Here is a 26382-nt window from a genome sequence, read left to right on the forward strand (position 1 = left end):
GGTCTTCGTACCGAGCAGAGGAGGGTTTGCCATGCCGCCCAGGAGAAGGCGAATCGGGCCCCGGAACCCCCGAGCCGCGCGGAACCGTCCCACGAATTCAGGTGCCACCCCGTACGGAACAATCCGCGAGCAGGAGTTCTACGGAGCCGGCCAGCAGCCGCGCACTCCGGATGTAGATTCGCGTCCTGGGTATTCACGCGCGCAGATCAACCAGGCGATCGACGACGCATCCCGGAATCTCAGCCCCGAGAAGCGCGAGGCGCTGCGGAGGGCGCAGTGGCTGTGGGACGACGAGCAGCTTCTGACGACCCGGCCGACCAACACGAGCCATCCTCCGCGACCTCGAACCCTGGCGGCCGGCTACGACGACGAGAGCCAGACGCTCTTCGTACGTTTCCGAGGCCGCAGGACCGGTCCGGAGGAGTACGCGGACGGCGTCGGCTACGAGTACTACAACGTCAGCCCGCAGGAGTGGGCGACGTTCCGGGACAACTGGTCGCCGGGCCGCTACATCAACTCAAGCCTGAACGGAAAGCCGTACACCCCTGCGAGTTGGTAAATGCTGATCACCCTCACCCACTGCCGGCGCGAGTGGCCCCGCCGCTACCGCGCGTACTACCAGGAGACCATCCCGCCTTACCGGCGTGCCGAGCCAGTCACCGTCTACCGGCTCGGCACACGCGGCTTCGTCGTCGGCCGCTGGACCTCGCGCGCCGACGACGAGCACCAGGCCCTCACGGACGCTCTGGGCGCCCGTCCTACTGCTGTTCTCAGTTCCGAGGGCCGTCTTCTGTCCAACTACTTTGACTCGTCGGAGAGTTGATGTGTTCAAGACCCGCCGAGAGCCCGAGAACCCCTACCTGGACGAAGCCCGCCGACGGATCGGCAAGATGACCCTCGACGCGGCCCGCGAGTACAGCATCAGCATCTGGGCCTACGGCATGCGGGTGGCCGAGAACCCGACCGAGTACCTCGACGACGACCTGGGGGAGTGGGATATGGCTCTCGCCACTCTCCAGGCCATCAGGGAGAGGATGGCCGGCGCCTAGTAGCCCAGCACGAGAACGCTGGTGTTCTTCTCGATGACATGCCCCTCGGCGAGGCTGTCCAGCGCAGTGTCGCCAGGGTAGATCGTCATGGTCGGCACGGCTTCGCGTTCGGCGCCCCAGGCGTCGATGTGGGCCACCAACTTGCGCGCCAGGCTGGCCGCGTCCGGCCCGTAGCCGGCGGCACCGAGACGCCAGGGCCTGTCCGGATGCGCGTCCTCCCTGTGAAGGATCATGTAGGCGAGGGAGTCGCCCACCACGAGGGCGGGACTCAGTGATGGGATCGCCGGCCGGCGCACTCCTGCGCTGAGGGCCTCCTTGGTGACCTCCAGGCGGCACACGGTGTTGTCCGAGACGGTGGCGCGCAGCCAGATCCCGTCGAACGGCTCCTCGCGGCCGACGCGGGCATCCGCCCACATTTCCGTGAGACGCCCGGAGAACGCGTCGGCGAGGAGGGCCCGGTCGACCGCCTGGTCCTGGTCGTGGTGGAGGCGGATTGTCCCGTCGGCGAGTTCGGCGACGCGCTCGCCGTCCTGGCCGATGATGGGTACGAAGCCGCACAGTTCCATGCCGTCGGAGATGAGGGTGTCGCCGTGGCGGGTGAGGGCGACGGATCGGGTCTGGCCGCGCCAGCGGAACGGCACCACGAGGTGGCCGCCGTCGGCGAGCTGCTCCCGCCAGGCGTCGGGGATGTCCCAGAGGCCGACGGTGGCAATCATCCGGTCGTACGGCGCGTTCTCGGAGGCTCCCTTGAGACCGTCGCGCTCGATCACCGTGACGCGCTCGTATCCGGTCGCGTTGAGCGCGTTCCGGGCGTGCACGGCAACGTCCGGCTCGATGTCCACGGTGGTGACTTCACCGTGTGCGCCGACGATCTCGGCCAGGAGCGCGGCGTTGTAGCCGGTCCCCGCGCCGATCTCCAGAACGTGGTCGCCGGGCTGCGCGTCGAGCTGCTTGAGCATCATCGCGACGATGGACGGTACCGAGGCCAGCGACAGCGGCAGCGGACCGCCGGGGTTGTCCTTGATACTCACGGCCTCGTCGGTGTACGCGTTTTCGGGGTCGAGGCCCGGGAGGTGCTTGTCACGCGCGACGGTGCGCATGGCCAATTCGACGGCGGCCGGCAGGGGACGGGCGGCCACGATTTCGTCAACGAGTTGATTGCGGGCATCGTTGATTGCGGACGTGCTGTTCACAGGTTCCCTTTCAATTGAGGAGAAGGCAGGTCTCCCACCCTGATGCAACGGGGCGGGGAGGTGTGAGGGTGTGGATCGTGAGCCGTACGCCGTCAGAGCCGGTGAGCAGCCCCGTGCCCTCGGGCATCGGAACCTGCTCCAGGCGGGCGGCGAGGCTGGGCAGCGTACGGCGGAGCGGGCTGTCGGCATCTGCGTCAGCGGCAGCCAGGTCGGCTGCGAGGCTGAGCCCGGCCCAGCCATGGCAGACAGAGGAGTCGGTAACGCGTGCGAGCTGGTCGGAATCACGCAGGCACGCGTCCAGCAGGGCCTCGGCCCGGCGCCGCGTGCCGTCCAGGCCGCAGGCGAGCGCGGCCAGTTGGAGCGCTCGGGCGATGCCCGGCGTGCCGTAGCACCATGAGGGCCGGCCCGCGCGGAACCGGGGCTCCGGTCCGGTCAACCACGTTTCGCGGTCGACGACTTCGGGCCAGGCCGCGCCGCCGCCCGGCACGGGCTGCGCCCACTTCTCCAAGAGCCGGCACGATGCCGCCAGAGCTTCGAACTGTCCGCGTACGGTGTGCCCGGCTCGGCCGGCCAGGGCCAGAAGCGCAATAGGACCGGCGATGCCATGAGCCATACCGAAGTTCCCATGTCCGGCCGGCACGGCGTCTTCGGGCCGGGTGGTGGGGCTGTCCGAGGTCCACCAGCCCGGTAGCAAGTGACCGTCGACATTGAGCGGGTGCTGGAGAAGCCGTACGAGGTAGCGCAGCACGCCGTGAAGCGACTCGGGGCTCGACCCCCGGTGCAGAAAATACGCCCCCAACCCGGTCAGGCCGCTGATCAAGTCGTATTCCCGCATGCGGGCCGGCCGGCCGGTCTCCATCCGCTGATCGGCGGCCGACAGCCGTGCGGCCACCAAATCGGTCAGCGCCTCGTCGAGATGACCGAGCGCGGACTGGTACGCCGGATGCCCGGCGGTATGCAGAGCGAACGCAACCGCCGGGGCTCCGTAGAACAGCCCAGCGCTCTCGTGACGGCCAGCGGCCGGCTGGGAAGCCACCGTGCGTGCCGCGCGGTGCGCGGCGTCCCACCGACCGCTGACCCGGGCGAGCGCAGCTTCATACACGACGGACCCGGGCAAGCCCCGCCCTAAGTCGTGCGTGACGTCACTCATCGGCAGCCCCCCGCGCGACGACAGACCGGCACGCCTGCCGGGCCGCGTGCCGGCAAGCCGCCTCCGCCTCCCGATCTGGACCCATAAGCCGGTTGTGGTGCATGTGCAGAAGGGACTCCAGCACCGGACCGACGGGCCGGCCGTCGAGCTGCGCGCGGTACGCGGCAAGGGCGGCGCGACGTCGCTGCAACGCGGCGTTGATCCGGTCCGGCCACCCAGAGCGTGGACCGAGGCCATGGACGCGGACCTCGTCCAGTACCGTCCGCGTGACTTCCTGCCGGCCGGCCGCGTCGGCGGCACTGGTGGCCAGCCAGCGGGCACCTTCCATGTCCCCCAACAGCCCTCTCGCCACGTCGATCATGCCGAGGGCCACCAGGACCCGGCGGTCGACCTTGGGCAGATCGGCGAGCAGGTACCGGGTGACCTCGCTGTCCGCGACGAACACTTCCTCGGCAGTTCCGAGCGCGTCCCCGGTGCCGTAGCGGCCGAACTCGGGGCGGTAGCCGTCGAGAACGAGCCGGGAGGCGAGCGCGCTGCGCTGGAGCCCCCCGGCCCAGTCCGCCAGGGCCTCGACGATCGCGGCGTGGGCGTCAGGTTCAGGCAGAGCAATCCGCAGCCGCAGATGGTCGTCCTCTTGCGATGTGCGGTAGCGGATGAACCAGGACGCCGGCCCGCCCAACGAGTCGAGCAGTTCCGGGAGCCGACGGGTGAGGATCTGATCCATCACGCTCGGGTGCGTGAAGATCTTGGCCTGCGCCCACCGCTGCTCGGCAGCCGCCGGCGGCGCCAGCATCTGGTTGCGGACCACCGGGGCGGCCTCGACGTCGGGGTGCGGTAACGGCGAGCGCGTAGACGTCATGGGCAGTGTGAGTTCGTGTGCATGCCCGATCCAACCTAGTTCCTGATCAGGTGGAGTCTCCACCAGCTCGGCGCTCCCCTGGCGCCGGAGGTGGGCGTGCAGCAGATGCGCGTGTACCGGTTCGGTCAGATCAAGCCGCAGGTAGCGGTCGTCGGAATACAACTCCACGCGGGAGGGGCACTTCCACGTCCGGGCCCATTCGGACAGGGTCTCGTGCCAGGCAGGCCCGAATCCAGCGGAGGGCAGGTCGTTTACCCCCAGGTGCCACCGGGCGGGCGACAGGATGGACCGGCCGTAGCGGACCCGGGGGAGATACGGCATACCGACGGTCAGCGGTCCCCAGTCGAAGCGTGTCCAGGCGCCGGCGAAGCTGCGCGCGACCAGGGCGAGGAACCGGGCGACGGGCGGGGCCTGCTTCTCCAGGGCCAGCGGGTGCAGCACGACGGGCTCAACCACACGGCGGCGCGACATGCTCACCAGCAGCATCCGCGTGCCGGTGGACATCACAGCGAGATCGTCGAGCGGGATCACGTTGTCGGCCGGCTCCCGGTGCTCGCCGACGGGGATCACGTAGGGGAGGAACGCGGGAATGCGCCCGATGTTCTCGGCGTGCGGGTGCGGCGGGGTGAAGGAGAGCTGGGCGGCGAGCGCGCCGTCGACCAGCGTCGGCAGCTTCCCGTAGGCAGCCCCGATGCTGTCGCCGTCCAGCGTGACGGCGAAACGGCCTGAGAGAGTCCCGGTGCTCCACGCAGGGCGAACGGCGAGGGTGAAGTCTCCCTGGTCGACTGCGGCCGGCGATTCCGCGAGTACGCGCATCCCCATTTCCATGTGCGGCACGATCGGCAGCTCGTCGAGGTCTGCGGTGCACAGTTCGTCGATATCGGCGTCTGTGAGCAGGACTTCCTCGGCCCCGTGCATGACGGCCTGCCACGCTCTGCGCAGGAGCTGTTCATCGCGCGGCAGCGCTCGTACAGGGGGCTCAGCCAGCGGCGACATGGGAAAGTCCGCCGGCAGACCTGCTCCGGCGGCCAGGTCGACAGCATCGCGGACCGGCACGAGACTGCCGGCGCCGTACCGCTCCCAGAAGACCTCGTGGTAGCTGGACCACATCGGCTGCTCCCGCAGATTCCTGGTCAGGCGGAGAAGTGCCTCCCCGGCGCGCTCAGCCTCCTCCAGGACGACCTGGGGAACGCGGACGGTGGCGTTCAGCCGTAGGTCGAGACTGAGCCGCGTACGGCCCTCGTCGCAGATACCGGTCATCTTGGCGGCTGCCATCTCCCGCAGCTTCCTCGCCGCCACAGGGGACTGGGCGGAGTTGTGGAGTACGAACAAGCGCTGCACGAGGCTCAGTTCGTCGAGCAGGGCCACCGTGTCCGGTTTCAGGTCCGCCGACGCCGGCGTGAGCACATGAAGCATGTGCCCGAGAGGATCGGTGTCGGTCATGGGCGCAGACAGGTCGCTCGTCAGCGCGCCTACTTCCAGCGCATCGGTGAGGAGCTTCGCCGCTTGAGCGGGGGTGCCCCCTAACGCCGACAGTCGGTCGAGGATTTCGCTCCCGATCACCGGGCTTGTGGCGAGGTCCAAGAGCGCGGCCATGGGTCGGAGAACTCGCGTGCTTGCAAGCCGGCCGCCGGACAGCGGCATGTCGAGGACATCGCCGCGCCGCACGGCCAAGTCGCTCACGCAGAAGCGCAGATGAGGCACCACGTCTGGCCGAGACACAAGCCCACGGCGAACGTGGTCCAGCCACAGAGTGTCTGGCCGGGCGAGGGGCTTGTGCACCGCGCCGATTATGCCCTCGCACGGTCCGCAGACTGCCGTGGCCACACCGGCGAACAACCCGAACGGAGTGGGCCGGCCGGCTGCCCGCAGGAAGTACCTGGCGGTGGCGTGCACCATCTTGCGGAGCTGCTTGGCCGAGACTTCCTCGCCCCGCAGCACGCCGTCCACGGCTTGGGCGAGCCGAGGGGTGGCGGATCGAACGGCCTCCGAGAAGGGCGGAACGGCCCAGACCTCCTCCAGCCAACGCCGGCAGTCCGCCTGGTCGTTCTCGGCCGGCCAGCGGATGCTCTGGGCGTCCAGCGGCAGCACGGCGGCCCGAACGAGGAGCACGTCGCCCCTTCGGATGAATCTGGCCCGAGACATCGAGGTTCCCTTCTGCCCTGCCCGTGCGGGGCGGTTCCCCGCCCCGCACGGACTTCAGCCTTCGCTCGGCTCAGGTGTCAGCTCGCGCACGCCGAGGCGCACGTGCTGCCGCACCCGTCACCGGTGCCGCAGTCGGTGGGAACGACGGTGGGCGAGTCCGTGATGGCGATGTCGAGCTGCCACTCGTCCGGGGGGGTAGTCGTGCTGTTGATCGTGGTGCTGACCGGCTTGGTCTCGGTCGCAGTGGACAAGGCGATACCTCCGATGTAGCGACTGATCGTTTAGCGAGGGGAAATGTATTCCTGCTCGCCTGGGAAAAAACTAGTACCCCGACTCGGCCATGGGAAGAGGGAATTGAGCCTGCATCAAAATTGGCATATGTACATGCTGTTGAAATGCTTTAGGCATGCCAATAGCTGGACTGACCTGCGACGTGAAGAGTCGCGCGAATGAGGTCAGTCCAGACAACATAGCTGCAATATCGCTACTTCCCGCTCTCGGGGGCATCCTCTCTTAGAATCGACATCGCTGAGCGTCTGAAATATTTCGCGGGAGACGTCGAGAGGCTCAGGAGAAGGGCCCGGTCGGCACGGCGCAAAACACCGACCGGGCCCATCGCGGCAGAAGGGGACTTTCCTACGCGCACTTCCTGGAAAGTCAAAGTGAAACGCTCCTGTCGCGTCCCACCCCTTCCGCCGCAGTCTTCGGTCACCCCCGCCGAGCCGGTTGCACGGCGAGGGTGATGTGCACGGCCCGGCCCGGGGGCGTTTGGACTAGCCGGGCCATGCACGCTGCGAACGCCACCCCCCACGGGCCACGCGTTCGCAGCAACCTCGACGGATCAGGGCCCACCTGATGCCGTCGAGGAGTCTCTTGTCGGCCTTGCGGCGGGTGCCCACGTACGCAGTCCGCCCACGACACGTTCCAGCAGGGCCTCGGTAGGGGGCGCCGCGTCTGGAGAGGCCATCTCCTGCAAGGCGGCCGTCCCCTCGGCTACGAGCGAGGAGTCCTCTTCGGCCCGACGACGGGCCTTTTGGATGAGCGAGTACTGGAGTGCACGAACCTGCTGTGTCAGGTCGGTGAACGACGCGGTGTCCAGGTAGACCTTGAAGTCGGCTATCTCGACACCGTCGACCGGTTCGAGCAGCCGGCCTCGCACATCGAGGCGAACGGACAGCCCGGCAAGTTCACTTCCAGCCACGTCGGAGTCATCGAGTACGGAGAGGCGCAGACCGGACTCTGCGAGGAGGGCCATCGGTTCACCACCCCTTCGGCTCGAAGCAGACGGACTTTCCGCCCAGCTCTTCGTCGGCGCACACCGTGTAGCCCGGCGCCCATGCGGCAAGCATTTCCAGTCCCCTGCCACCGATTGAGGTCTCGGTGGAGTGCCGCCTGCGGGGCTTCGCCGGCGACGCGTCCCAGATCTCGATTCGAAGATCGGGATGCACCGTGACCCGGTACTCGTCGCCGGCGCCGTGCACCACAGCGTTGGTTGCCACCTCACTCACCAGCAGTTCGCAGAGGTCGCGTAAGAGGCCGCCGAAAGCCGCGTAGACTTCCACGGCCCACTCTCGGGCAGCCGCGACGGTCTCCGGTCGGCGGGCGAAGGTGGTCGAAACCACCTCTTCTCGATCTGCTCCGTGCTGATCTGTGTGCATGGCAGCCTCCAACAACGTGGTTGTGGGCCAACCACGTAGATGAGCACGCATCGCTACGTATCCCGCTCGGTGCGTGATGCCGAGTGTGGTGCGATCGCAGGTGCGATCGCAAGCCCCTCGGCTGAAATACCCTCAGAAGTGCCGCAGGGCAGGCCCGCGCGCTACGCTGCGCAGTGTCCAGACCGGTGGCGAAGGGAGCCGAGACATGTCGGTCAACACGGCTGCCATGGTCGCCAGGGAGCGGTTCGCGGAAGCGCTGAAAGCCGCGCGGATCGCTGCTCGAACGCCCCAGGGTGAGTCGGTCAAGCAGATCGACGTCGCGAGAGCCATGGGCCGCGAAACGGTCGACCGCTACTCACGGTTGGAGCGGGCAACCGCGTGGCCTGATGACGCTGAGTGGTCGATCATTCTTCGTGCCCTGCATGTCGACTTGGAGACCTCCGTCCGTCTGGACACGATGCGTCGTGAGGGCATGGCTATCGGGCAGGGGCGCTACGCCGAATTCGACGATGAGTTCCCCGAGTCGCTGTTGCAGTTCGTGGCATGGGAGGACGCCGCCCGTCTGGTCAAGACGTGCAGCGCGAACACATTTCCTGCACTCATCCAGTGCGAGAGGTACGCGGAAGCGCTCACCCTCGCCCAGACTGGAAGCCCACGGGGCGACTACAGCGTGACGCGATCCGTCGAGCTACGCATGAAGCGCCGCGAGATCTTCGAAAAGAGCCAACCGCCCTCTGTCGAGGCGCTGTTCAGTGAGGGTGCCCTGCACCAGCTCGTTGGCGGCGCCGAGGTCATGGCGGCGCAGCTCGACTCGTTGATCGTGGACGCAAAACGGGGCGTTTCCATGCGGATAGTGCCATTTGGTGCGAGCGCCACTCCGGTCTACATGTTTCACATTCTTGAGTTCAACGGAGCTGACGAGAAACCGATTGCGGCCGTTGACTCGATGACGGGTATGACATTCAGGAAGGTCCCGAAGGACGCCCGCGAGGTACGCGAGTTCCGGCGCACCTACGATGTTCTTCGGTCCAACGCACTATCCCCTGAAGAGTCGCTGGAAATGATCATAACGCGAAGGAAAGAGCTAACCCGTGCAGCGTGACAAGAGCAACCTCATGGCGCAGGAGATTCCCGAGGACGCCTGGGTGAAGTCGTCGTTCTCGGGCAACGGCAGCGGCTCCGATTGCGTCGAAATCGGTAAGCTCGCTGGAGGCAGGGCGATCCGAGACTCCAAGAACCCGGCTGGCGGAGACCTCCGCTTCACCGAAGATCAGATGACTGCGTTCCTTCTGGACGTGAAGGCCGGCAAGTTCGACATCTGACCGGCCCGGAGATGACGAAGGCCCGCTCCCACTGTTCAGGCCGGTGGAGCGGGCCTTCGTCGTCAGTACGTGGGCATCGAGAAGACGCTGCTGCGGCCGTTGGTGGTCGACGGGGCGCCAGTGGGTGCGGTGCCGAGGCCGAGCTGCGCTCGGGTGGGCCGTCCACGGACGGGCGACGTGCCGGGCTGGGCGCTCAGGCGCGGGAGCGAGGCGGCTTCGAGAGCCGGTGTGGCGCCAGGGCGGGGGTCGGGCAGCTCCGTGGGCCAGCCGGCCGCGAGCGAGCTTCGAGGGCCGCCGGTGGGAGTGCCGGGAAGCAGCTCCTGGTATGCCTGCCAGGCGGGATTGGGCCTCCGGACGAGGGGCATGACGGGACCTCCTCTCGGTAGGACGTAGTCCACGGTGGCCGGAAGGAAATTGTTGGCGGTAATCGCAGGTATGGGGAGGCCCACGTCCTGGCTCGGGATTGCAGGACGTGGGCCTCTGTCGACGGTTGGTCAGGGGTTACCGAATTCTGGCTTCGCGTACGTCATCTTGGGGATCAGCAGGTTCAGTGCTTCGATGCGGAGGTACTTCTCCGCCGTGTTGTGGCCGTCCCAGGCGTAGCCGTCAACCATCGGCACGTTCAACCCATCGAAGACGTCTTTGTCGTCGGGGTGGATGTGCCAGGAGAGCTGGCCTTTCGGCGACTCGATGTAAAGCACTGGCCAGTTCGGAGTCTTGCGGTCGTTGAAGGCGAAAACGCCGCCGAACATCCCCACATAGCCGCCCAGCAGGTAGGCGCGCTCTCGGTAGACGGTGAGGCCGCCGTCCTGGTCACTGGGCACGGCGCACCGCCATCAGCGGAACGGGGAGCACCAGGCCGCCTGGGGTCGCCTCCCAGCCCATGCGCAGCACGAGTTCGACGTCGCGCGTGGTGCCGAGAAGGAGGCCGGCCACAACGGTTCTCGTCGGGCCGGCCACCGGTACGGGCGTCAAGTCATTCATTAGGGTGGCCCCTTTCTGATCGGCGTTGACGCCTATACTCGCTACCGGCGTGAAAGGGCGGACCGCGACACGTGTGGGCGACCGAGTGAATTGTCAGAGGCTTCTACAGAACTGTTATGCCACCACTCGAACGGCGTAGTTGTTTAGCTATAGCGCACGAGGAGCGAAGACCAGCACGGCCGAGATCCCGAGCTGCACGGCGAGGTCCAGGCGGTTCGTCTCGCTCAAGCGGGTCCGTTCTTCGAGGGTCTTGGTGAGGGAGCGGTGGAGATCCTGGCGAATGCCGAGCTGCTCGCCTGGCGCGTAGACGTGGCTGGCTCGCTGTTCGGCCTCGGTCGCCGCCAGGTGGAGCAGCGGAACGTCGGCACCGGCCGGCAGGCCGGCCGCGAGGTCGGCGTGCTCGCATTCCGGGCAGCAGCACACCAGGGAACGGAATCGGTCCACCTGGTCACAGCGGCTGTGGTTGCCCGAGGCGCACGCGGGCGACAGGTAGAGCACTTCCATCAGTCCCCGGAGCAGCTCTACGGCCTGGGGGATGGGCAGGCTGAGGTCGTCAGACACGGTTAGTCTCCTGCCCGGTCGGGCTGCTACCCCAGGCGTTGACGTGGTCGCGGCCGGCTTCGGTGATGGTGTATCGGGCGTGTCCGTCTCTCGGTGCGCTGACCGCGTGCTGGTCGCGAAGGAGGGCTTGGAGCGCGGCGAAGGCGCGGCCAGACGGGATGTCAGTGGCGTCCACGATTTCGAGGACGGTGCACTCTCCGGCGTCGAAAAGAGCGCGGAGTGCTCGCATTTTCTCGGTCATGACACCTCAGTCGCTCGTGGCTGGACAGAAAAACCAAGAGCCCTCCGCCGGCAGGGTCAGCGGAGGGCTCTTGTGCGCGGTTTCCCTGGCGGGGGATGGCGCCGACCGACGAGGAGATTTCGAGAGTCGGGAACCCCAGGAGCACCGTACAGAGACGCAAACGCCGTACGCTCTATTTTGTCACGGATCTGTGGGGTGCTCACTCGAATGGCAGAGCTTCGCGCAGAGATCCGAAAGCATTGGCGTGACGATGTCACGCAGTCGTACCGGGCCGTCGACCGGGTGGTTCGTGTAGGCCCAGGAGGTAAGGAGCATGCGGGATACCTCCATGGCGACATGCCGCGATCGCAGAACAGGGCACATCGCGACGCCCTGGGCCTGGCGCCGGTAGCGGCACCGTCGGAACCACGCTGCGCCGAAGTCGGGATTGCGCCGACGGAGGTCGTCGACAACCTGATAGGAGCAGAGCGGCTCTACCCCGAAGACTGCTGGGAAGAAGACCTCCTCGGTGACCGCGAACGCGAACCGGCCCATGCTTGCGGAAAGGTCGTGAGGGTGCCTTTCAAGGAGGCGTTGGTTGCGGTGGTCTCGGGCGACGAAGAACTTGACGTAGGCGCATCCCAGGAGACGCCAGTCAGTTCCGACACTCAGTGCTTCCGTCATGCTGCGCATCGTAGCCATTACTCTCGCCCTATGAATTCCCAACTCGTTCCGCGGGGCCAATGCCCGGAGTGCAACAACGAAATCGAAGCCACCCAAATGGAGTACGGTTTCTGCGGTGTTTGCCGCGACTTCTTCCCGGCGCAGGAGGACTTCACTCCCGAGCGATACACGCCGCCCCAGATCAAGGGCGGTGGGTGGATGCGGTGTTGCGGCGCTTCGTTGCGCGGGTGGGCCGTGTACCACCCCGTCGACACCTGGTCGGTAGGGCAGTCGGTCCGCTGCGTCTACCAGCTCGGCGACGACACGCATGTGATGCGCCTGTGCCCGTGCGGCTATTGGCACTGGACCCGGGCCATGTGCGACGAGAGGCCGGCGCCGTGACGTTGCCAACGGCGTGCGGCTGCATCGTCGAGGCGCTGGCCGAACTCGCCTCGGCCCCCGTCATCGACCCCGGCCGGTGCTGCGTCTGTACATCCCACACGCAGGTGATCGTTTGGGACGGAGCCCGCTGGCGGTGGAGCAACCAACACGCCGATGTCGAAATGGTCATGCGGACTGCGGATGCGTAAGGTCCCAGGAACTCCGGCGTGGACGCGAGAGTCCGGGAAGCCCGCGCACGACAACGCGCCGCACTCCAGAGCCCGGGGTGCGGCGCCCGCCTATCATGAGAACGAGTTTTCGCCCGGGAAGATCTCGACCTCCCACGGGCCGCTCGGCAGGCGCTCGAAGAGGGCGGTACAGGGGAAGACCTCGCCGTGGCCGAGGACAGCCAGTGCGTGATCATCCACCTCCAGCGCCCACGGCAAGAATTCCTGTGGGAGGCGCCATGTCCCGTTGTGCGTCTCGATCCAGGCCAGCCGCGATGCTGCGTCAGCATGCACGGCCTTGAGCTGTGTCCGCCGACGGGTGTAGCCGTCGTCGATGCTGAACACGCGCAGGCTCCGAACGTCGTTCAGCAGCCGCGTGAGGTTCGTACCGGTGAGAGGCGTCTGCACCTTCAGCTCCAATTACCGTTCAAGACCGGGAGATTATGTCGGCTGCCATCGTTTCGCCCACCAGTCGGAAGGCGAAGACAGCCGGCATGCGCAGCTCGCGCCGCTTAGTCTGCGCGTCGACTTCCATCGCCCACGGCCACAGCTTGGCCGGCAGGCAGAAGGCGTCGCCCCGCGTCGTGAGGAGCCACCACCGGCGGCTCTGCGGTTCCGGAGCCACCCCGTTTACCTCAAGGACCAGCCCCTGATCGTCATCCTCGACTGCCGGCACGAAAAGCACGGGGAACGTCATGATTCCGGCCCTGCCCAGGACAGCCGCCCCGCCCACCGAGGCTCCGCATCAGCCTCGTTGAGGCCAACCGCAATCATGGACATGGCTTCCTTGTGCTCGCGCACGGCTTCGTCCGGATCGCTATACGTGCAGAGCACCTCCAGGAGCGCGTTCTGCGGTGCCGGCGTGTAGAGGGCAGTCCCCCAGACCGGAGGACGGTAGCCCTCCGCCACCACCATCTCGGTCGCCGCGTCCGGGTCGAAGACGAGCCCGAGGGTGCGGACGGTGACCCACTCGCCCGTGGCGAGCCGCAGGCTGGAGCTGTACAGAGTGCGCCGCTCGACGCCGGCCATGAGCCATGTTGCTTCTCGGAGTGTCACCGGCTGTCCATCGAGGCCGTAGGTGCACGGCACTCCCGAGGGGCCCAGTGAGACAACGCAGAGAGGGTCGACTGCCACTTCGGAGACTCCCTTCAACATGAAGGGCCCGGTGCAGAAGCAGGCGCTCGCAAGGGGGGGTTTGCGACGCCGCTTCTGCACCGAGCCGGTCCGGGATGCGGCGTGGACGACGAAGCCCCGGGAGTTTTAGAAGAGGCCCGGGACTCCGCCGTGTGCACCGCGAATCCATCAACACACAATCGCCGCCGGGAGTCACGGAGGATTCACAAAATTGTCAGTGCATCACTCGAATGGGTGACACATCCCCTATGATCCCTCGGGATCACGCTCCGAGCAGGTACCCGCCGGTGGCCATGTCCAAGATGGGGCGTCTTGTCTGCTCCGATCGCGAGACAAGCGGTGCATGAGAACACGGTGCGTGTCCGCGACCTCATGCTCGCCCCCCGGCTGGACTGGCGCCGTGCACGCCATGAGGAACTGCGAGCCTGTCCCTGGTCGGACGGCAATCCCAACGGTGGCCGGAGCGGTGCCGCTCGCACTCGAAGGGAACGCTCCCCGTTTGGAGCAAGTCCCCCCAGAAGACCGGCCTCCTCACCAGCAATAAGAGAAAAAACTGTCACGTGATCACCCGAACGGCCCCCCATCAAATTGCGCGAGACCTCGACCACTGCATAACGTCCCACCCATGACGACGCGACTGAGCCAGGTCGTCGCAGTGGAGAAGACCCGGAAAACTGAGGCGTACGGCGCTCTTACGGCCGCCCACCACCAGGTCCAGAAACCACCACTGCTGGCCGGCATTACCCGCACCTATCGCCCTCGCGACGAAGAGGGCGAAATCCTCCCTGCCGAATCCACTCGGGTGCAGTTCCGAGCCGACGACGCAATCGACCAGGCCCTCACCGGTCTCAGGCCGTTCTACGACGTGACGGCCACCAAGGACTGGGCCAACTGTGAGGCTCGTGCAGACATCCGCATCGGCGACCAGGTGCTCCTCGCAGCCGTACCCGTGACATACCTGCTCTTCCTGGAAAAGCAGCTCACTAGCCTGCACACCTTCGTCGACAAACTGCCCGTCCTCGACCCGTCCGAACAGTGGCAGTGGGACGAGCAGGCCGGCGTCTGGCGAACCGCCGCGTACGAGACGGTGCGCTCCAAGAAGGTGCCCCGCAACCACGTCAAGGCGCCGGCCACCGACAAGCACCCGGCGCAGGTCGAGGTCTACTACGAGGACGTACCCGTGGGCACCTGGACCACGGTGAAGTTCTCCGGAGCCCTGCCTGCCACCCGCCGCCAAGAACTCCTCAACCGCCTCGCAGTCGTCCGCGACGCGATCAAGTACGCCCGCGAAGAAGCGAACGCCACGGTCGTCACGAACCAGAGGCCCGGTGCGACGCTGCTGAACTACCTCTTCGCCGCGTAACCCACAGACCCCCGTCGCCGGCGTGCGGCGGGTGCGCAGGAGCGCAAACTGAAACTCACCGCCTGAAATTGAGCACACGGGTTGGTCCCAGTGGAGGTTCGAGTCCTTCGTCCGGCACACATGCCGGAGTAGCCCAACAGGTAGAGGCAAACCAACCCTGAAAACTGAATTTCTCGCTCCAGTTTCAAGCACGCCACCAAGCGCCGGATCGACCGGCCCGAGCGACATCATCGAGATGAGGGTTCGAATCCCTTCCCTGGCGCTTCATGCCGGGGTGGTCCAATGGCAGGGCGCGGCGATTTCAATAGGACTCGGAGCCTTAAATGTGCCGGCGTGAGCTGATGGGTGGACAACCCTTCTTAGGGCTCGTTTTAGGAACGAGTAACCTCCCCAGGGGGGTCGGGACTGGCTACGTCCCGGCCCTCCGCCAGCATGAACGAGCAACGCGAAGGGCCCGCCTCGGGAGGCGGGCCCTCGCGCTCATGCCCGCACTGACGGGTTCAAACGGCGTCCAGTCTCCACACGATCAGTCCCCGTCTCGCGAGGACCAGCAACCACGGCGGCCTGCATCCGTCTGACCGCGCGGCGAGTTCACGAAGGAGCTGTCGGCGGAGCCTGCTCCAGCAGGCGACGCGACGCAAAAATCCGGCTAGACCGCCAGATCCAGCAACCACGGCTTGAGCGGCTCACGCTGCCGGCGGAGGCATTCGACGGCCTTCCGACGCGACAGAATCACCTCTACGCCGTGGTGGTCGCTGACGCCCGTAGTGTCGAAGATGTTGACTTCGATGACGGCCTGGACCAGCCACGGGTCCATGTACCCCCGGTCGATGCGCCGGCCGCCGCCCTGACCGTCCGAAGCGTGGCCGGCCGTCGCCTTCAGGGCTTCGATCTGACCGAGCTGGTGCGCGGCGAACCGAGCGGGATCGTGCATCCCGCAGTCCAGCATCATCTCGTCGAGGTACGTGCAGCTCCGCCACGTCCCGTCAGCCTGCTTCCGGGCACGGTGTCGGCGGTGTACGAGGTCCCGGATGTCGGGAGAGGTCCAGTCGATCTCAGGCACCGTCTCGCCAGCCGGCACGGGGTACTCGTTGCAGTCGCCGAACCCCCAGAACGCCGCCCAGTTGTGCTCCGGATCATCGAGGTACTTGGCCTGGACCTTGTCGACCAAGGACGACAGCTCCTCGGCCTCGTCCTCTCGGCCGTTCGGCGAGCAGAAGCTGTTGTGCCACGCGACCGTCACGATCGGCACCTCGGGCACCTCCGCCAGCGTCATCACGACATTGGTCGGCGGCGTCCGCCAGATCTTGAGCTGCTGGTGCCGCGCCTGGAACGTGAACGTCGACTCCCGCAGGAACAACCCCGTGGGATTCCTGCCCTGTCCGGTGGGCGAGCGGAACCCGCGCATTCCCAGCACGTCTTGAGCCGCCCGGAAGCGCGAGTCGGCGGCCCTCTGCGCGTCTGCGGCGACGACCTTCTCCTCCTCGGTCGCGTCCGGGTCGACCGGCTTCGTCTGAGAGAACGTCATCTCCCCGCGCCCCAGCCAGTCGAACTCTCTCGGCACCAAGATCTCCTCATGGGCCTTGACCCACTTCGCCGGCAGTACTCCCGGCTCCTCGTCGGGGCCGCCGTCGTGCTCCAAGTTCAAGAACCCCAGGCGAACAACGGGCTCACCGTACGTCTTCATCGTGCTCCTCTCGGTGACGGACGACGGGCACGATGGCCAATGCCGATATACGGCCGATAAACGCCCTGCGTGCGCACTTGCGATCGCATCTGCGTTCGCACACGGCTCACGCGTCGAACCCGCGAACCTTCAAGAAGCGCCGATGCGCCTCGATGCCTCGCCGTGCTGCCACGACGTACGCCCCCGCCGATCGGAACGCGCTGCGCAGCCGCGCAAGCTGCGTGGCGTCCTCCTCGTACACCCTGGGGTAGAACGGATTCAGAAGTTCCGCCGCCGCCGAGAGCAGGGCGTCAACGGCCGCTGCGCTCGACCGCTCGCCGGAATCCGCCGGCAGCTCCTGCCGCAAGTTGCTCCAGTCGAAAGCTGTCCGCCGCAGCCGTAGTTCGAGGCACCGCACCCACATCTCCTGCAAGGGCGCGTCCCACGTACCAGGCGGAAAGCCGCCCACTTTGATCTGCGCGACAAGCCCGCCAAAGTACCCGTGGCGCGTGGCCTCAATGGCGAGCGGATCATCCTCCACGATCAGGGAGCCCTCGACGGTCATCAGGAGCAACCCGAGGGCCTGAGCACGTGACATGTCATGGTCTTCCGGGACTTTTGCCCCCAATGCACGTAAAGCGGAGCATACTTCCTCCGTTGAGGGATCGCCCTTGCTCTCAGATGAAGTCGAAGTCATAGGGGCAATTTAGCTGATGCGATCGCAACTACGCTCGCAGATGCGTTCGCATAGCTACTCTGCTGGGCATGACTCAACCGACCGTGCGCATCGACGAGTTGTTGACGAAGTGGGGCGAGGCGTACCGCGCCTCGCTTCCCCAGCGGACGCCCGAGGAAGTGGAAGCGGACTGGCAGGAGTTCGACGACCGCTTCTACGGCAGGGTCCAGGAACGTCTCGACGCAGCCGGCGTCGTCATCTGCTGCCTCTGCCACAGAGAGCGCCCCCGAAGCTCCCCTGACGAGCCCTACTGGTACCCCGCTGAAGAGTGCGAGAACGTTCGCAAGCCCTGGCACTACCACCGCAACTTCCAGTCCAGGAAGGCGGACGCCCGCGAGGCACGCAGGCACAAGCGCCGGCTCCGCAGAGGCCGCGTCCGTCGGCAGGAGGCGCCTGGCCCGGCACACGAGTGAACCCCAACGCGAGCGATTTTCCCCTCGAAATCACACGGCTGTAGCGTTGACCCTCAAAGCCCCGGTGGACCGCTGGTCATCGACCAGGTCGCCGGGGCTACGTGCTACCCCGCGCACTGCCGCCGGCCTACAGGTTGTGGACGCACGAGGCACTCGTCCGGGTGTCCTCGGGCCAGCTTTAGTGCAGTGGCCAACGTTGGCCGGCGTAGAGGCGCAGCTTTGATTTCGCCCTGGAAATAATCACTCTGGCTGTGTCTGGGCGGATGTCCAACTTGCTGGCAGCCTCTTCGATGCTTAGGCGCTCCTCGCCGTCGATCACGAGCCATGACAGGAGAGCGGCTTCGCGCGGCGTAAGCAGCAGTCCCTCGTCTGGGAGAGCGTCTTCGGTGGCCATGTCGTCAATCTTGCTAGAGTCGTCGGCCCGGGGCCACTGCCGGCTGCGAGGACACTGCCCGTGGGCTCGGGTCGGATTTCCATTTGGAGGCCCAGGGCCCCTTTTGTGAGAATTGTCCGTTTAATGGTGGGGGGTGCTTAATGTCTGCAAAGACACAATGGAGCATAATAGGCTTCTTTCCCACTCTCGCCCCGATGTGCACGCATTACAAACTATGCCTAACTTCGTCACGGTAAAGCCGCTTAGTCTTTTCTGCCACGATTAGGCGCTATGCCCCTTATAACGCACGGTAGTCCTAGCTACCTTGCGTAATACTAGGCGGAGCGTGAGCAGCCGTTCACGGGGTGCGACTAAAGCGGAGCGTCATTTCCGCTTTGCTCAGCAAATACGGACTTAACGCGAATATGTAATACATGCGGGCAAGCGCGAATTATTGCGGCGAATACCAAGACACTGCTCAAAAACCTCATATGGTGAAACAAGCGGCGTCCCTGGCATTAGCCATATCTCACGCGCATGGGAGTTACCCGCACAGAGCACCGCATGAGCCGTGCAAGCCCATGAGCCAGGCATGTGCCGCGTAGCCGGGCAACCGTGCGTACTCTCTCCTACCTCCTATATGTGCCCTATACGTCACCACGGGCGTATGCCTTAGATCCCCCGAATTTTCGCGTCCCGATATTTTCTGGTGCGTGTCCGTCATGCCCACTTTGTGGGGGCGGGCCGCTGTGCGCCCGTGTGAGCCGTCGACCGGCCCCGGGGGACCGTCGGGCGCCCGTGCCGAGACAGGCTCTCACGCGTGCGCGTAGGGCATGGCGCGGCCCCGTTCCGGGGGGAGCGGCCCCGGGTTGCTGGCACCGTGCGGCACCGTGACCGGACGCGTACGGGCCCCGGGGGGAGTGGCCGGAGCGACGGGCCCCGGGGGGTGCCGGAAGCCGTAGGCAGGCGCACAGCCAATCGCGGGAATTTTCCGGGGCATTCCCGGACATAGCGAGGCCGCCGACCACTTCAGCGGGACCTGACGCCACGTCATTTCTGCCATGACATGCACCGCTAGAGACGCATTCGTAAGGAACTAAGCGGCATGGCATGTCTTGTGACATTTTTACTGGGCATTTTGGACACCAAGATTGTCCGTATGTTGAGATTTCCCCCCTGTTTTCAAGATTCTTTTTGCCCACTTTCTAGGGTCTGACCTGCTTGTATCACTCTCGGTCTATCTATCGTCACGCTAAAAGTGTTCCCCCCGCCGGGGGGAACACCTAATGTCATCCATGTCGCCACAACGGGACGGCAAGAAAACCCCCCCGGTGAAACCGGCCGGGCGGGGAGGGGACACCCAAAGCGTGAATTCTGCGCTGCGGGTGAATGCAAGCCGGTGACTTTCCGTAGCGCGCCGTTTCGGCCGTAGCGCGGGGAGGTGACGGGGAAGCGTCCCCGACTTTTGAGAACTCAATAGGGTGCCGTGTTGTGTGGGAGTCGTCTGTCTGGATTCCCGCGAATTACCTAGGGAGAGCTATGTCTCTCACCCGGCCAACCTTGCGCACGCTTTCAGCGCAAGTGATCACGCGTGAGGTATGCGCGTGTGCGGGCCCCCATGGCGTTTACCGCCTAAAAATCCACGCTTCGGGCGTTATCAAAAAACCGCGTATTGGTCATGCGCGGGCGGTTGCTGGTGACAACCCACAGTTTCTAGGTATCGCGGGCAGGCATTCCCCGTGCCGTTCCTCGCAAGGGAACGGACGTAAGTAGTGCGCGGAAGGTACGTAGTCGCGTACCCGTGTGATTTCTGCACGGGTTTGCCAATTGACCGGTGAACTCTGCCGGTCGACCGAGACTGATACCCGAAAAGAGCGCGCGTGTGCTGAAGCAGGTTGTATATGGGCACGCGCAAACCTAGTACGGAGGAACTGACTACCGGGACCATGCCCGGTATTTGAAGCGCGCGAAAGCAACACCTATGGATTTCTTTCCGGGGGTGAACTCTGCCCTCGTGCGGACGGTTTTATACTCCGCACCCATAGCCACATGACGGATACGGCAGTGTGGGACGACTGTCACAGGAAGTCCCCAAATGGGTTCTCATTCCCCGCGCAATCGCTCACAACGGGAGCGCGGGAAGGGTCGCAACGCTTAGCGAAGCGACCAAATCAAGGGCCCGCAGCGTGTGAAGTCCGCGCGCTGCGGGCCCGCTCATATCAACTACTCAGCAACACCTAAGCCTACGAACGCACCCCATAGGCGCGGAATGTCTCACCTAACAGGCAATCGCGGCCGCAACGGCGCACAACTCACGTAGCCAAATCAGAGCATCAAACCGCCGGGGTCAAGGGCAAGGGGGTTCGAATCCCCCCGTGGGCACGCAACCTTTCCCAATAGTCACGGAAGGATTCTGACTATGTCCAAAGCCAAAAAGCTCGCACGCGCTACGGCGCGACCGTTGACCGTTTCGCGAATGGAAGGACGCACCGCGCGCCCGGAAATCGCTAAGCGTCTCAAGTCCGAACAGCAGAACGGTACCAACGTGCCCGCGCGTGTGGTTGAGCGCATGGGCGGCGGAACAACGGGCGTACGGATCACGGACGGGGAAAGCGTCGCAAGAATCCGGCCTAAGCGTAAGGCCCGGAGTTTGGGAAGTGAGGCCACGGCGGCCGGAATCGTTGGACGCGGATACGGGTCCAAGGGTGACGGAATCAAGCGGCTCACTGACGCACAGATCAGGGGAAACCGTGACGCATATTTCGCGTCTGCTGCGTCCAACCGGAAAGCGCAGAAAGCCACCCCGGCCGCACCGGACGCTTCTGACGTTGGCCGTATTGCTGGTGCCCGTGCTGACTATGAGCACGCTATCGGCCAGTCCCGCGCCTGCGCCGCTGTCGGTGACGACTCCGGAGCGGAAGCGTGGATGAAAAAGGCCCGCGAGTGCCGCCGAATTTTCCGTAACAAGTAGGGAGGTCCCGCAATGACGAACGTGATCACGCATTCTTCCCCGCTCACCTCACACGAGGCCCTGCCGCTCAAGCACGCGGCGATCGGTGCCGCACGGGTGGCGAATGAGGCGGGGGACGCCGACTTGGGTGCCCGGCTGATGGTGCACGCACGCCACTTGAACCGCGTCGTCAGACGAGGCAACAGGTCGGACACGCCCGCGCTCGCCGTACCGGCGGTCAAGGACATGCAGACCGTGAAGGCGTCGGAGTTGCAGGAACACGTGAAGCTGACCACGCGTGAGATGGCGCGTATGAATCTGCTCACGGAGTGGACCATCATCGGAGAGGCGAATTCCGAGAACGAGGACTTTCGGCCTCTCTGTGCGCGGAAGGTCGGCAATTCCGTCCGCTACATGGAACTGAAGTCGTCCACCAAGAAATAGGCCGATAGAAGCGCGGTCTGCTGAAACGTCCAGCGGGGGCCATAGACAAGCACATGACCCTCATCCTCGTATATTCGGGAGCAGCCATGGAGACCGTCATTCCGGCGTCGGAACTGAACGTCGAAGTCCGCGAGGCGGCAGCCCGCATTCTCCGTCGCGTGGGAACGACGACCGCGCCGCGCTTGGTCGCCACGGTCAACCGTGAGGACGGGCGGCACATGATCTACGCCCGCAAGCAGGGTGCGGTCGTGCGCTACTCGAAGACGGTATTCGAGCCGGTGAACCAGTGCTACGGGGACACCAAGTGCACGGCCCCCGCGATCGCGGTCGACATGCGAGACAAGGACGAGACGGAATCGGTCCGCGTCAAGGTCTGCGGTCCCCACGCCCGAGAGGCCATGCGGCTCGGATTCCGCACGGACGCCCTGTGGGGCGTCATGAACGTCCGGGGCCTTCTGCCGGACGTCGACACCTACGCGGCCGGCCTGGCGACCCTGTCGCGGGTGACCTGGACCGAGATCCAGGAGGCACCGCGCGACTGGTGCGACACCGGATGCAAGGTCTACGCGAAGCGTCATGACGAGGGCGACGGAGTGTGCATCTGGCTCCGGCACAGCCGGGTGTACGGCTGCCCGGTCGGGCGCTGATTCCAGACAATCGGTTGGGGCACGGGATTCGATTCCGTGCCCCTTTCCCATATGGGAGAAGAGAACGACATGCCCACGTGCACCACCGTTCCGCTTGCTGTGCATATCCCGGGACAGACCCGGGAGCGGCTGAATCTCCTGTGCCCGCTCTATGGCAAAACGAGGCGCGGTCGGAAGCGCGCTGACTTCACGCGGACGGCAAAGCTGTCCATCCGGATGATCGACAGGAAGGAATCCGAGTGAGCAAGATTTTCAACTGCACTGAGGCGGCCCGCAAGCCGTGCGTGAAGGTGACCATTCGCCACCAGGACCAGTACGGGCGCCCGACGCACATCACGGTTCACCCCAACCTGCTGTCGCCCGAGTGGTGGGGTTACGGCCGATACAGCACCGCGTCGCCCGTGCTTCCCGGGATCTTCCTGAACGAAACCGGTGCGACGAAGTGACGGGCTCCGACCGCCGAAAGATGAATCGGCGACGTCCACAGCCCAGGCCGGTACGGCAGCCGGTCAACATCGGTGATCGAGTGCTTGCCATGCCCACCTTCCGCAGCCTCACTGCTGCGGTGGTGGTGTCTGTCGACTGGAATCCCAAGCCGGTCAAGCCGGTGTCCTGGGAACGAGATTGGCAGTGGCGAGTCATCGTGCAGTTTCCCGATGGCTCGCAGCGCCGAGGGCAGTGGAACCCCGAGTGGGTGGTTCCGCACGACGAAGGCCATTACGTGCTGGGCTGCCGCCTCGCGGAATATGACGTGGGAACGCAGGTCCGCTTCTATGAAGCGTGGCAGGAGATCGAAGACACGCTTATCGCCGATTCCATCGCGTAGGTGGCTTCGGCCGGCCTCGGTATGCGGGAGGTACCGAGGCCGGCCGTGGCTGTGCGCGCCGCGTATCAGTCGCGCCGAAAGTCCGGCCAACGTCGCGTAGGCAAGGACGCAGCAGAAATTCGGCGCCAACCATGAGAGGGGAAATTCATTGAAGGAAGACATCTCACAGGTCGCTTCGGCGCTCCGTAGTTTGAACGCTCGCGGCCTCAAGCGTTTCAGCATCGAGGACCATGCCGTGTGCTCACCTCCCCAGTTTCGTGGGGAGCTGTCCGACGAGGAGTACCGGCCCTACCTGGCGGCTGCTGACCTGAAGCACGACACGTACATGCGCTGGGCCCGCGAACCGATGCCCCCCGGCGCTCTCCACGCGACCGTCGTCGTCAATCAGACGGCCGTCGCGTGGATTCAGTACGACGGTGTGGCCCGGGTGATCGAGCGCACGTTCCCGGACCCGACGATGAACACCGTGCGTGATCTGGCCCGGCAGCACCTGGGAGCCGATCCGCTGGTCCAGCAGCACCTCGCCGACAAGCGGGCGGACATCGAGAAGATGGGTGCCGACACGTTCCCGCGAGTCATCGGTAATTTCCTCGGATACGCCGCTCCCGGGAGTCGGTTCAACGATTTCCCGACCGGCATTTCCGTACGGGAGTGGTCCAACGCTCGGCGGGCGGAGGCCCGGATCACCACCGGCAAGGAGTACCCGCACGTCCCCCACCCCACCCGGGAGTTGACCGATGACGAACGGCGCCCGTGGGCGGACAAGGCTGCGGAGTACGCGGCAGCGTTCGAGCGTCGGTTCCCGGCGGAGTTCAAGGCGTGGGAGTTCCGGAACTGGTGGGACGCGACCCGCGACGACCGGTACCACGGTGGTTCGCTGAATCTCCGGGCCGAGGACCGGGTTCTCGTGGAGCTTTCGGGCGTCCTGACGCCCGGAGTCGTCCTGTGGAAGATGAAGACCGAACTCGACGGTACCGAGATCGTGGACCTGCTCGTCGAGCCGGACAGCCACCGCGAGGACGACGGGCACCGCCACTGGATCAAGCTCTACTCCGGCTACACGATGCGGTACGAGGACGTGCCGGCCGAGGCCCGGGAGATGTGGGCGCAGTCCTGGTCGGCGCTCGCGGAGCGTGCCAAGAAGTTCCGTACCGACATCGAGGGCTAGGACGCCGGTACGACAACTGAATCATCGGAGTGATTGGGAGCCCCGGCATGAGCGTGTGATGCCGGTCGGCTCCCTTTTTGCTGCGCGAATAGAGAACTGTAAGGCGCCCAGCCAAATGGCCTAGGAGGAAATAGTGGCGGATGAGCCGCTGGCGTGCGGGCACATCGCCAATTGGCGGGGTCCGGAGAAGTGTCAGGAGACGGGCAAGGAGATCTGCGGCAACTGTTACGACGCGCAACATTATGCGCGAGTGCGTACGCAGTACGCGGAGTTGGAAGCCAAGGGCACAGCAGAGGGCTGGACGTACGAGTACATCGAGACGTCGTACGACACCCATCTCCGCAGCCGGGAACTGGTCGGCAAGCTGGTCTGCCGGGCGTACTGGCGCAGTCAGGACTCGCCGTACTGGGGCATCGTGCAGCCCGCACACATGTACCGGTTCGCTTTTAAGCGACTCAAGGCGGTTGTGCCGAACAGCCCCGTCACGGGGTTCGCCCTCGAATTCGAGGACGGCACTCGCGATTCGCTCTGTTACGACAAGGTCTGCGTGATCACCAGCGAGCCGGCCGAGTAACAGGGCTGACAAATTTCCGAGCGACTGAGCTAACGGAAGTCCTGGACGCAGCCGCAACGCCGCGCCCCGGGCTTTCGACTGTCAGCAGCTATCAGGGAGGGTGAGTGGAACAGCAGCGAATTGACCTGGAAATCGGCGACCACGTTTTCATGACCATGCCGTGGTCCGAAGTGTGCATGCACTTGCGGGTCTCCGACCAGGTCATGGAAGTCGAGTTGCGCGAGCACGGCGCGCAGCTCATCAAGGAGGGTCGGGTGTTCTCCTCACCGATCACATGGGGCGAGGCCGGGATCTACACCGACTCCACCACGGGCAAGCCCTACGCCTACAACGCCGAGAAGGTGGCTGCCTAATATGGGCATCGACCTGCGCATCGAGGCTGACGGCGTAATCGGCCAGTGGTCGGACTGGCTGGAGGACAAGACCGAGGAATTCGATCGGCTCGACGTCCTCTACGAGAAGTGGTTCTCCAAGTACGCGACGTCTCGTGACTACCCGTACGGTGCGATCGAGTTCCTAGGCTGGCTCAAGAAGCGCGGCCTGAAGGTCGACGGCCCGCACTGGAGCGGCAAGGTGGAGACGGAGCACACGTCGAATTTCGTCTCTTGGATCGACGAGGCGCTCCATTTCACGATGTTCAAGCTCGGAGAACAGCACTTCGTCGCGGTCTCCGGGCCGAGTCACGTGAAAGAGCCGAATTTTTACCGGCTCACATGTGCCGAGCCGGATGAATTTCGGGGATTCGCCAGTGCGTGGATGGAGTGCGACGGCGGCCACGCGTACGAGACGCAGGACACCGAGCGCTGGCAGTTCTACATCGAGGGCGTGGGCCCGCGCGGGCCCAAGATCCGGCTCTACGACCTGAACAAGGACGACGACGGCGACCTGCTGTGCCCGAAGTGCACGAACAAGATCCGGAAGGCGGGGGCGTACTGATGACGAACGAACCGAAGGGCACGGCCGCTCCACGTCCGCGCTGGGTGAGGAGCAAAGACCCGCACACCCCGGGCGCCTTTCTGAAGCTGAGCGGCAAGCAGATCGGTCGGGTTCTCTACTCCGACTTCACGCGCAACTACTCGTGCTTTGTCGGGGAGCCGAGCAGCGAACGATGGCTCGGCTGCGCGGACGACATCAACGCGGCGAAGGACAAGGTCGACCGTGCCCTCAAGGCCGACGCCGAGCGCAAGGAACCGGCGGTGTGGACCTTCTACAGCACCGGCGAGGCGTACGGCGCCTGCCAGTGCCGGGAGGACATCCGCGACGGTGACGTGCTCGTGATCGAGCGGGAGAAGGTCGTCGGCATCGCGGAGACGTGGCCGTTCGCTCTGACGGCCCGCTTCGGGGACTTGCACCTGACCACCGCCGACCCGGTCACCTACGGCGGCGGCAAGTACGCGGCGAGCATTCCGGTTGCCGAGCGTGAAGCCGCGCGTATGGGCGTGGCCCTCGTCCCGCGTATGACCGAGGAACTCGTTCCGATCCTGACCAGCCGCAACGCGAAGTTCGGGGAGCTGCTCGGCGCCAAGCTCGTCGTCCGCGAGATCGAGGGCGAGCGTGAGCACGCCGGCTGGGTCCTCGCCGGCACCGGCGGCTGGATCGAGACCGACATCCAACTTGAGGTCACCGGCACTGGCGCCTGGGGCCCCATCACGCAGACCGCCTCCCGGGAGTACTGA

The 26382-nt window shown here is 65.4% G+C and carries 36 protein-coding genes; 18 read left to right on the plus strand and 18 right to left on the minus strand.

The window, feature by feature from the left end:
* Nucleotides 1-31: 31 nt before the first annotated feature.
* The 3 genes from RLT57_RS21050 to RLT57_RS21060 are packed head-to-tail and all read left to right on the plus strand — an operon-like array spanning nucleotide 32 to nucleotide 1049.
* Entirely contained in the window at nucleotides 32-559 is a 528-nt protein-coding gene (locus RLT57_RS21050; RefSeq protein ID WP_311298832.1) for a KTSC domain-containing protein, read from the plus strand.
* On the plus strand, nucleotides 560-823 hold the full coding sequence (locus RLT57_RS21055; RefSeq protein WP_311298833.1) for a hypothetical protein: 264 nt from the start codon (nucleotides 560-562) through the stop codon (nucleotides 821-823).
* Nucleotide 824: 1 nt separating this feature from the next.
* Nucleotides 825-1049, plus strand: coding sequence for a hypothetical protein (locus tag RLT57_RS21060; protein ID WP_311298834.1), 225 nt, complete (start codon nucleotides 825-827; stop codon nucleotides 1047-1049).
* Here RLT57_RS21060 and fxlM read toward each other — a convergent pair.
* The 6 genes from fxlM to RLT57_RS21090 form a co-directional block, all read right to left on the minus strand.
* Nucleotides 1046-2242, minus strand: coding sequence for a methyltransferase, FxLD system (gene fxlM, locus RLT57_RS21065; RefSeq protein WP_311298835.1), 1197 nt, complete (start codon nucleotides 2240-2242; stop codon nucleotides 1046-1048). The genes RLT57_RS21060 and fxlM overlap by 4 nt on opposite strands.
* A gap of 10 nt (nucleotides 2243-2252) precedes the next feature.
* Complete coding sequence (locus RLT57_RS21070; RefSeq protein ID WP_311298836.1) at nucleotides 2253-3392, minus strand: lanthionine synthetase C family protein; 1140 nt, start codon at nucleotides 3390-3392, stop codon at nucleotides 2253-2255.
* Nucleotides 3385-6363 (minus strand): lantibiotic dehydratase, encoded by a 2979-nt coding sequence (locus RLT57_RS21075; RefSeq protein WP_311298837.1) that lies wholly within the window; start codon nucleotides 6361-6363, stop codon nucleotides 3385-3387. The genes RLT57_RS21070 and RLT57_RS21075 overlap by 8 nt, the downstream gene beginning before the upstream one ends.
* A gap of 110 nt (nucleotides 6364-6473) precedes the next feature.
* Nucleotides 6474-6647 carry an FxLD family lanthipeptide gene (locus RLT57_RS21080; protein WP_311298838.1) on the minus strand — a complete coding sequence of 58 codons (174 nt, stop codon included), beginning with the start codon at nucleotides 6645-6647 and terminating at the stop codon, nucleotides 6474-6476.
* 590 nt (nucleotides 6648-7237) lie between these two features.
* Nucleotides 7238-7597, minus strand: a complete 360-nt coding sequence (locus RLT57_RS21085; protein ID WP_311298839.1) for a hypothetical protein — start codon at nucleotides 7595-7597, stop codon at nucleotides 7238-7240.
* Nucleotides 7598-7655: 58 nt separating this feature from the next.
* Complete coding sequence (locus tag RLT57_RS21090) at nucleotides 7656-8054, minus strand: ATP-binding protein (protein ID WP_311298840.1); 399 nt, start codon at nucleotides 8052-8054, stop codon at nucleotides 7656-7658.
* A gap of 205 nt (nucleotides 8055-8259) precedes the next feature.
* Here RLT57_RS21090 and RLT57_RS21095 point away from each other — a divergent pair, with 205 nt between their 5' ends.
* Nucleotides 8260-9156 carry a DUF5753 domain-containing protein gene (locus tag RLT57_RS21095; protein WP_311298841.1) on the plus strand — a complete coding sequence of 299 codons (897 nt, stop codon included), beginning with the start codon at nucleotides 8260-8262 and terminating at the stop codon, nucleotides 9154-9156.
* Nucleotides 9146-9376 (plus strand): DUF397 domain-containing protein, encoded by a 231-nt coding sequence (locus RLT57_RS21100; protein WP_311298842.1) that lies wholly within the window; start codon nucleotides 9146-9148, stop codon nucleotides 9374-9376. Before RLT57_RS21095 ends, RLT57_RS21100 begins: the two co-directional genes overlap by 11 nt.
* Before the next feature lie 62 nt (nucleotides 9377-9438).
* Here the strand turns inward: RLT57_RS21100 and RLT57_RS21105 are convergent, their stop codons facing one another.
* The 6 genes from RLT57_RS21105 to RLT57_RS21130 form a co-directional block, all read right to left on the minus strand.
* Nucleotides 9439-9741 carry a hypothetical protein gene (locus RLT57_RS21105; protein ID WP_311298843.1) on the minus strand — a complete coding sequence of 101 codons (303 nt, stop codon included), beginning with the start codon at nucleotides 9739-9741 and terminating at the stop codon, nucleotides 9439-9441.
* 129 nt (nucleotides 9742-9870) lie between these two features.
* Entirely contained in the window at nucleotides 9871-10200 is a 330-nt protein-coding gene (locus RLT57_RS21110) for a hypothetical protein (protein ID WP_311298844.1), read from the minus strand.
* Entirely contained in the window at nucleotides 10190-10360 is a 171-nt protein-coding gene (locus tag RLT57_RS21115) for a hypothetical protein (RefSeq protein WP_311298845.1), read from the minus strand. The genes RLT57_RS21110 and RLT57_RS21115 overlap by 11 nt, the downstream gene beginning before the upstream one ends.
* Nucleotides 10361-10507: 147 nt before the next feature.
* Nucleotides 10508-10921, minus strand: coding sequence for a hypothetical protein (locus RLT57_RS21120; RefSeq protein WP_311298846.1), 414 nt, complete (start codon nucleotides 10919-10921; stop codon nucleotides 10508-10510).
* Nucleotides 10914-11162, minus strand: a complete 249-nt coding sequence (locus tag RLT57_RS21125; protein ID WP_311298847.1) for a hypothetical protein — start codon at nucleotides 11160-11162, stop codon at nucleotides 10914-10916. Before RLT57_RS21125 ends, RLT57_RS21120 begins: the two co-directional genes overlap by 8 nt.
* Before the next feature lie 180 nt (nucleotides 11163-11342).
* On the minus strand, nucleotides 11343-11825 hold the full coding sequence (locus tag RLT57_RS21130) for a hypothetical protein (RefSeq protein WP_311298848.1): 483 nt from the start codon (nucleotides 11823-11825) through the stop codon (nucleotides 11343-11345).
* Between the two features lie 30 nt (nucleotides 11826-11855).
* Between RLT57_RS21130 and RLT57_RS21135 the strand changes: the two genes are divergently transcribed.
* Complete coding sequence (locus RLT57_RS21135; protein WP_311298849.1) at nucleotides 11856-12206, plus strand: hypothetical protein; 351 nt, start codon at nucleotides 11856-11858, stop codon at nucleotides 12204-12206.
* 281 nt (nucleotides 12207-12487) lie between these two features.
* On the opposite strand, the gene RLT57_RS21140 is transcribed toward RLT57_RS21135, so the two are convergent.
* From RLT57_RS21140 to RLT57_RS21150, 3 genes are read right to left on the minus strand one after another with little or no spacing between them, the layout of a single operon-like run.
* Complete coding sequence (locus RLT57_RS21140) at nucleotides 12488-12832, minus strand: hypothetical protein (RefSeq protein ID WP_311298850.1); 345 nt, start codon at nucleotides 12830-12832, stop codon at nucleotides 12488-12490.
* A 7-nt stretch (nucleotides 12833-12839) separates the two neighbouring features.
* Entirely contained in the window at nucleotides 12840-13109 is a 270-nt protein-coding gene (locus RLT57_RS21145) for a hypothetical protein (RefSeq protein ID WP_311298851.1), read from the minus strand.
* Nucleotides 13106-13546, minus strand: coding sequence for a hypothetical protein (locus RLT57_RS21150; RefSeq protein ID WP_311298852.1), 441 nt, complete (start codon nucleotides 13544-13546; stop codon nucleotides 13106-13108). The genes RLT57_RS21145 and RLT57_RS21150 overlap by 4 nt, the downstream gene beginning before the upstream one ends.
* A 625-nt stretch (nucleotides 13547-14171) precedes the next feature.
* Here RLT57_RS21150 and RLT57_RS21155 point away from each other — a divergent pair.
* Nucleotides 14172-14909: a hypothetical protein gene (locus tag RLT57_RS21155; RefSeq protein WP_311298853.1), complete on the plus strand. Its 738-nt coding sequence runs from the start codon at nucleotides 14172-14174 to the stop codon at nucleotides 14907-14909.
* Nucleotides 14910-15558: 649 nt separating this feature from the next.
* Here RLT57_RS21155 and RLT57_RS21160 read toward each other — a convergent pair.
* Both RLT57_RS21160 and RLT57_RS21165 read right to left on the minus strand, forming a co-directional pair.
* Nucleotides 15559-16596 carry an endonuclease/exonuclease/phosphatase family protein gene (locus RLT57_RS21160; RefSeq protein ID WP_311298854.1) on the minus strand — a complete coding sequence of 346 codons (1038 nt, stop codon included), beginning with the start codon at nucleotides 16594-16596 and terminating at the stop codon, nucleotides 15559-15561.
* Between the two features lie 106 nt (nucleotides 16597-16702).
* Complete coding sequence (locus RLT57_RS21165) at nucleotides 16703-17140, minus strand: hypothetical protein (RefSeq protein ID WP_311298855.1); 438 nt, start codon at nucleotides 17138-17140, stop codon at nucleotides 16703-16705.
* A 200-nt stretch (nucleotides 17141-17340) separates the two neighbouring features.
* Here RLT57_RS21165 and RLT57_RS21170 point away from each other — a divergent pair, with 200 nt between their 5' ends.
* A complete protein-coding gene (locus RLT57_RS21170) occupies nucleotides 17341-17724 on the plus strand; it encodes a hypothetical protein (protein WP_311298856.1) in 384 nt (127 codons plus the stop codon).
* 178 nt (nucleotides 17725-17902) lie between these two features.
* Here RLT57_RS21170 and RLT57_RS21175 read toward each other — a convergent pair whose 3' ends face one another.
* Nucleotides 17903-18118 carry a hypothetical protein gene (locus RLT57_RS21175; RefSeq protein ID WP_311298857.1) on the minus strand — a complete coding sequence of 72 codons (216 nt, stop codon included), beginning with the start codon at nucleotides 18116-18118 and terminating at the stop codon, nucleotides 17903-17905.
* Nucleotides 18119-20516: 2398 nt separating this feature from the next.
* On the opposite strand from RLT57_RS21175, the gene RLT57_RS21180 reads away from it, so the two are divergent.
* The 10 genes from RLT57_RS21180 to RLT57_RS21225 all read left to right on the plus strand — a co-directional run bounded on the left by RLT57_RS21180 (nucleotide 20517) and on the right by RLT57_RS21225 (nucleotide 26382).
* Nucleotides 20517-21068, plus strand: a complete 552-nt coding sequence (locus RLT57_RS21180; protein WP_311298859.1) for a hypothetical protein — start codon at nucleotides 20517-20519, stop codon at nucleotides 21066-21068.
* Between the two features lie 12 nt (nucleotides 21069-21080).
* Nucleotides 21081-21491, plus strand: a complete 411-nt coding sequence (locus RLT57_RS21185; protein ID WP_311298860.1) for a hypothetical protein — start codon at nucleotides 21081-21083, stop codon at nucleotides 21489-21491.
* Between the two features lie 53 nt (nucleotides 21492-21544).
* Nucleotides 21545-22138: a hypothetical protein gene (locus tag RLT57_RS21190; RefSeq protein WP_311298861.1), complete on the plus strand. Its 594-nt coding sequence runs from the start codon at nucleotides 21545-21547 to the stop codon at nucleotides 22136-22138.
* A 239-nt stretch (nucleotides 22139-22377) separates the two neighbouring features.
* Nucleotides 22378-22584 carry a hypothetical protein gene (locus tag RLT57_RS21195; RefSeq protein ID WP_311298862.1) on the plus strand — a complete coding sequence of 69 codons (207 nt, stop codon included), beginning with the start codon at nucleotides 22378-22380 and terminating at the stop codon, nucleotides 22582-22584.
* An 89-nt stretch (nucleotides 22585-22673) separates the two neighbouring features.
* Entirely contained in the window at nucleotides 22674-22964 is a 291-nt protein-coding gene (locus RLT57_RS21200) for a hypothetical protein (RefSeq protein WP_311298863.1), read from the plus strand.
* Nucleotides 22965-23199: 235 nt separating this feature from the next.
* Nucleotides 23200-24132: a hypothetical protein gene (locus tag RLT57_RS21205; RefSeq protein WP_311298864.1), complete on the plus strand. Its 933-nt coding sequence runs from the start codon at nucleotides 23200-23202 to the stop codon at nucleotides 24130-24132.
* A gap of 250 nt (nucleotides 24133-24382) precedes the next feature.
* A complete protein-coding gene (locus RLT57_RS21210) occupies nucleotides 24383-24706 on the plus strand; it encodes a hypothetical protein (protein ID WP_311298865.1) in 324 nt (107 codons plus the stop codon).
* 149 nt (nucleotides 24707-24855) lie between these two features.
* Complete coding sequence (locus tag RLT57_RS21215) at nucleotides 24856-25059, plus strand: hypothetical protein (protein ID WP_311298866.1); 204 nt, start codon at nucleotides 24856-24858, stop codon at nucleotides 25057-25059.
* Nucleotide 25060: 1 nt separating this feature from the next.
* Entirely contained in the window at nucleotides 25061-25642 is a 582-nt protein-coding gene (locus RLT57_RS21220) for a hypothetical protein (RefSeq protein ID WP_311298867.1), read from the plus strand.
* Nucleotides 25642-26382, plus strand: coding sequence for a hypothetical protein (locus RLT57_RS21225; RefSeq protein WP_311298868.1), 741 nt, complete (start codon nucleotides 25642-25644; stop codon nucleotides 26380-26382). The genes RLT57_RS21220 and RLT57_RS21225 overlap by 1 nt, the downstream gene beginning before the upstream one ends.

Source organism: Streptomyces sp. ITFR-21, assembly GCF_031844685.1.
Classification (GTDB): Bacteria; Actinomycetota; Actinomycetes; order Streptomycetales; family Streptomycetaceae; genus Actinacidiphila.

Excerpts from the sequence above, each read along its gene's own strand:
- RLT57_RS21160 (WP_311298854.1), bottom strand. The coding sequence starts at position 16,596 with ATGAAGACGTACGGTGAGCCCGTTGTTCGCCTGGGGTTCTTGAACTTG.
- RLT57_RS21055 (WP_311298833.1), top strand. The coding sequence starts at position 560 with ATGCTGATCACCCTCACCCACTGCCGGCGCGAGTGGCCCCGCCGCTAC.
- RLT57_RS21135 (WP_311298849.1), top strand. The coding sequence starts at position 11,856 with ATGAATTCCCAACTCGTTCCGCGGGGCCAATGCCCGGAGTGCAACAAC.
- RLT57_RS21050 (WP_311298832.1), top strand. The coding sequence starts at position 32 with ATGCCGCCCAGGAGAAGGCGAATCGGGCCCCGGAACCCCCGAGCCGCG.
- RLT57_RS21095 (WP_311298841.1), top strand. The coding sequence starts at position 8,260 with ATGTCGGTCAACACGGCTGCCATGGTCGCCAGGGAGCGGTTCGCGGAA.
- RLT57_RS21125 (WP_311298847.1), bottom strand. The coding sequence starts at position 11,162 with ATGACCGAGAAAATGCGAGCACTCCGCGCTCTTTTCGACGCCGGAGAG.
- RLT57_RS21225 (WP_311298868.1), top strand. The coding sequence starts at position 25,642 with ATGACGAACGAACCGAAGGGCACGGCCGCTCCACGTCCGCGCTGGGTG.
- RLT57_RS21185 (WP_311298860.1), top strand. The coding sequence starts at position 21,081 with ATGACGAACGTGATCACGCATTCTTCCCCGCTCACCTCACACGAGGCC.
- RLT57_RS21145 (WP_311298851.1), bottom strand. The coding sequence starts at position 13,109 with ATGACGTTCCCCGTGCTTTTCGTGCCGGCAGTCGAGGATGACGATCAG.
- RLT57_RS21155 (WP_311298853.1), top strand. The coding sequence starts at position 14,172 with ATGACGACGCGACTGAGCCAGGTCGTCGCAGTGGAGAAGACCCGGAAA.
- RLT57_RS21180 (WP_311298859.1), top strand. The coding sequence starts at position 20,517 with ATGTCCAAAGCCAAAAAGCTCGCACGCGCTACGGCGCGACCGTTGACC.
- RLT57_RS21220 (WP_311298867.1), top strand. The coding sequence starts at position 25,061 with ATGGGCATCGACCTGCGCATCGAGGCTGACGGCGTAATCGGCCAGTGG.
- RLT57_RS21215 (WP_311298866.1), top strand. The coding sequence starts at position 24,856 with ATGACCATGCCGTGGTCCGAAGTGTGCATGCACTTGCGGGTCTCCGAC.
- RLT57_RS21105 (WP_311298843.1), bottom strand. The coding sequence starts at position 9,741 with ATGCCCCTCGTCCGGAGGCCCAATCCCGCCTGGCAGGCATACCAGGAG.
- RLT57_RS21115 (WP_311298845.1), bottom strand. The coding sequence starts at position 10,360 with ATGAATGACTTGACGCCCGTACCGGTGGCCGGCCCGACGAGAACCGTT.
- RLT57_RS21170 (WP_311298856.1), top strand. The coding sequence starts at position 17,341 with ATGACTCAACCGACCGTGCGCATCGACGAGTTGTTGACGAAGTGGGGC.
- RLT57_RS21165 (WP_311298855.1), bottom strand. The coding sequence starts at position 17,140 with ATGACCGTCGAGGGCTCCCTGATCGTGGAGGATGATCCGCTCGCCATT.
- RLT57_RS21130 (WP_311298848.1), bottom strand. The coding sequence starts at position 11,825 with ATGACGGAAGCACTGAGTGTCGGAACTGACTGGCGTCTCCTGGGATGC.
- RLT57_RS21070 (WP_311298836.1), bottom strand. The coding sequence starts at position 3,392 with ATGAGTGACGTCACGCACGACTTAGGGCGGGGCTTGCCCGGGTCCGTC.
- RLT57_RS21200 (WP_311298863.1), top strand. The coding sequence starts at position 22,674 with ATGCCCACCTTCCGCAGCCTCACTGCTGCGGTGGTGGTGTCTGTCGAC.
- RLT57_RS21190 (WP_311298861.1), top strand. The coding sequence starts at position 21,545 with ATGACCCTCATCCTCGTATATTCGGGAGCAGCCATGGAGACCGTCATT.
- RLT57_RS21175 (WP_311298857.1), bottom strand. The coding sequence starts at position 18,118 with ATGGCCACCGAAGACGCTCTCCCAGACGAGGGACTGCTGCTTACGCCG.
- RLT57_RS21090 (WP_311298840.1), bottom strand. The coding sequence starts at position 8,054 with ATGCACACAGATCAGCACGGAGCAGATCGAGAAGAGGTGGTTTCGACC.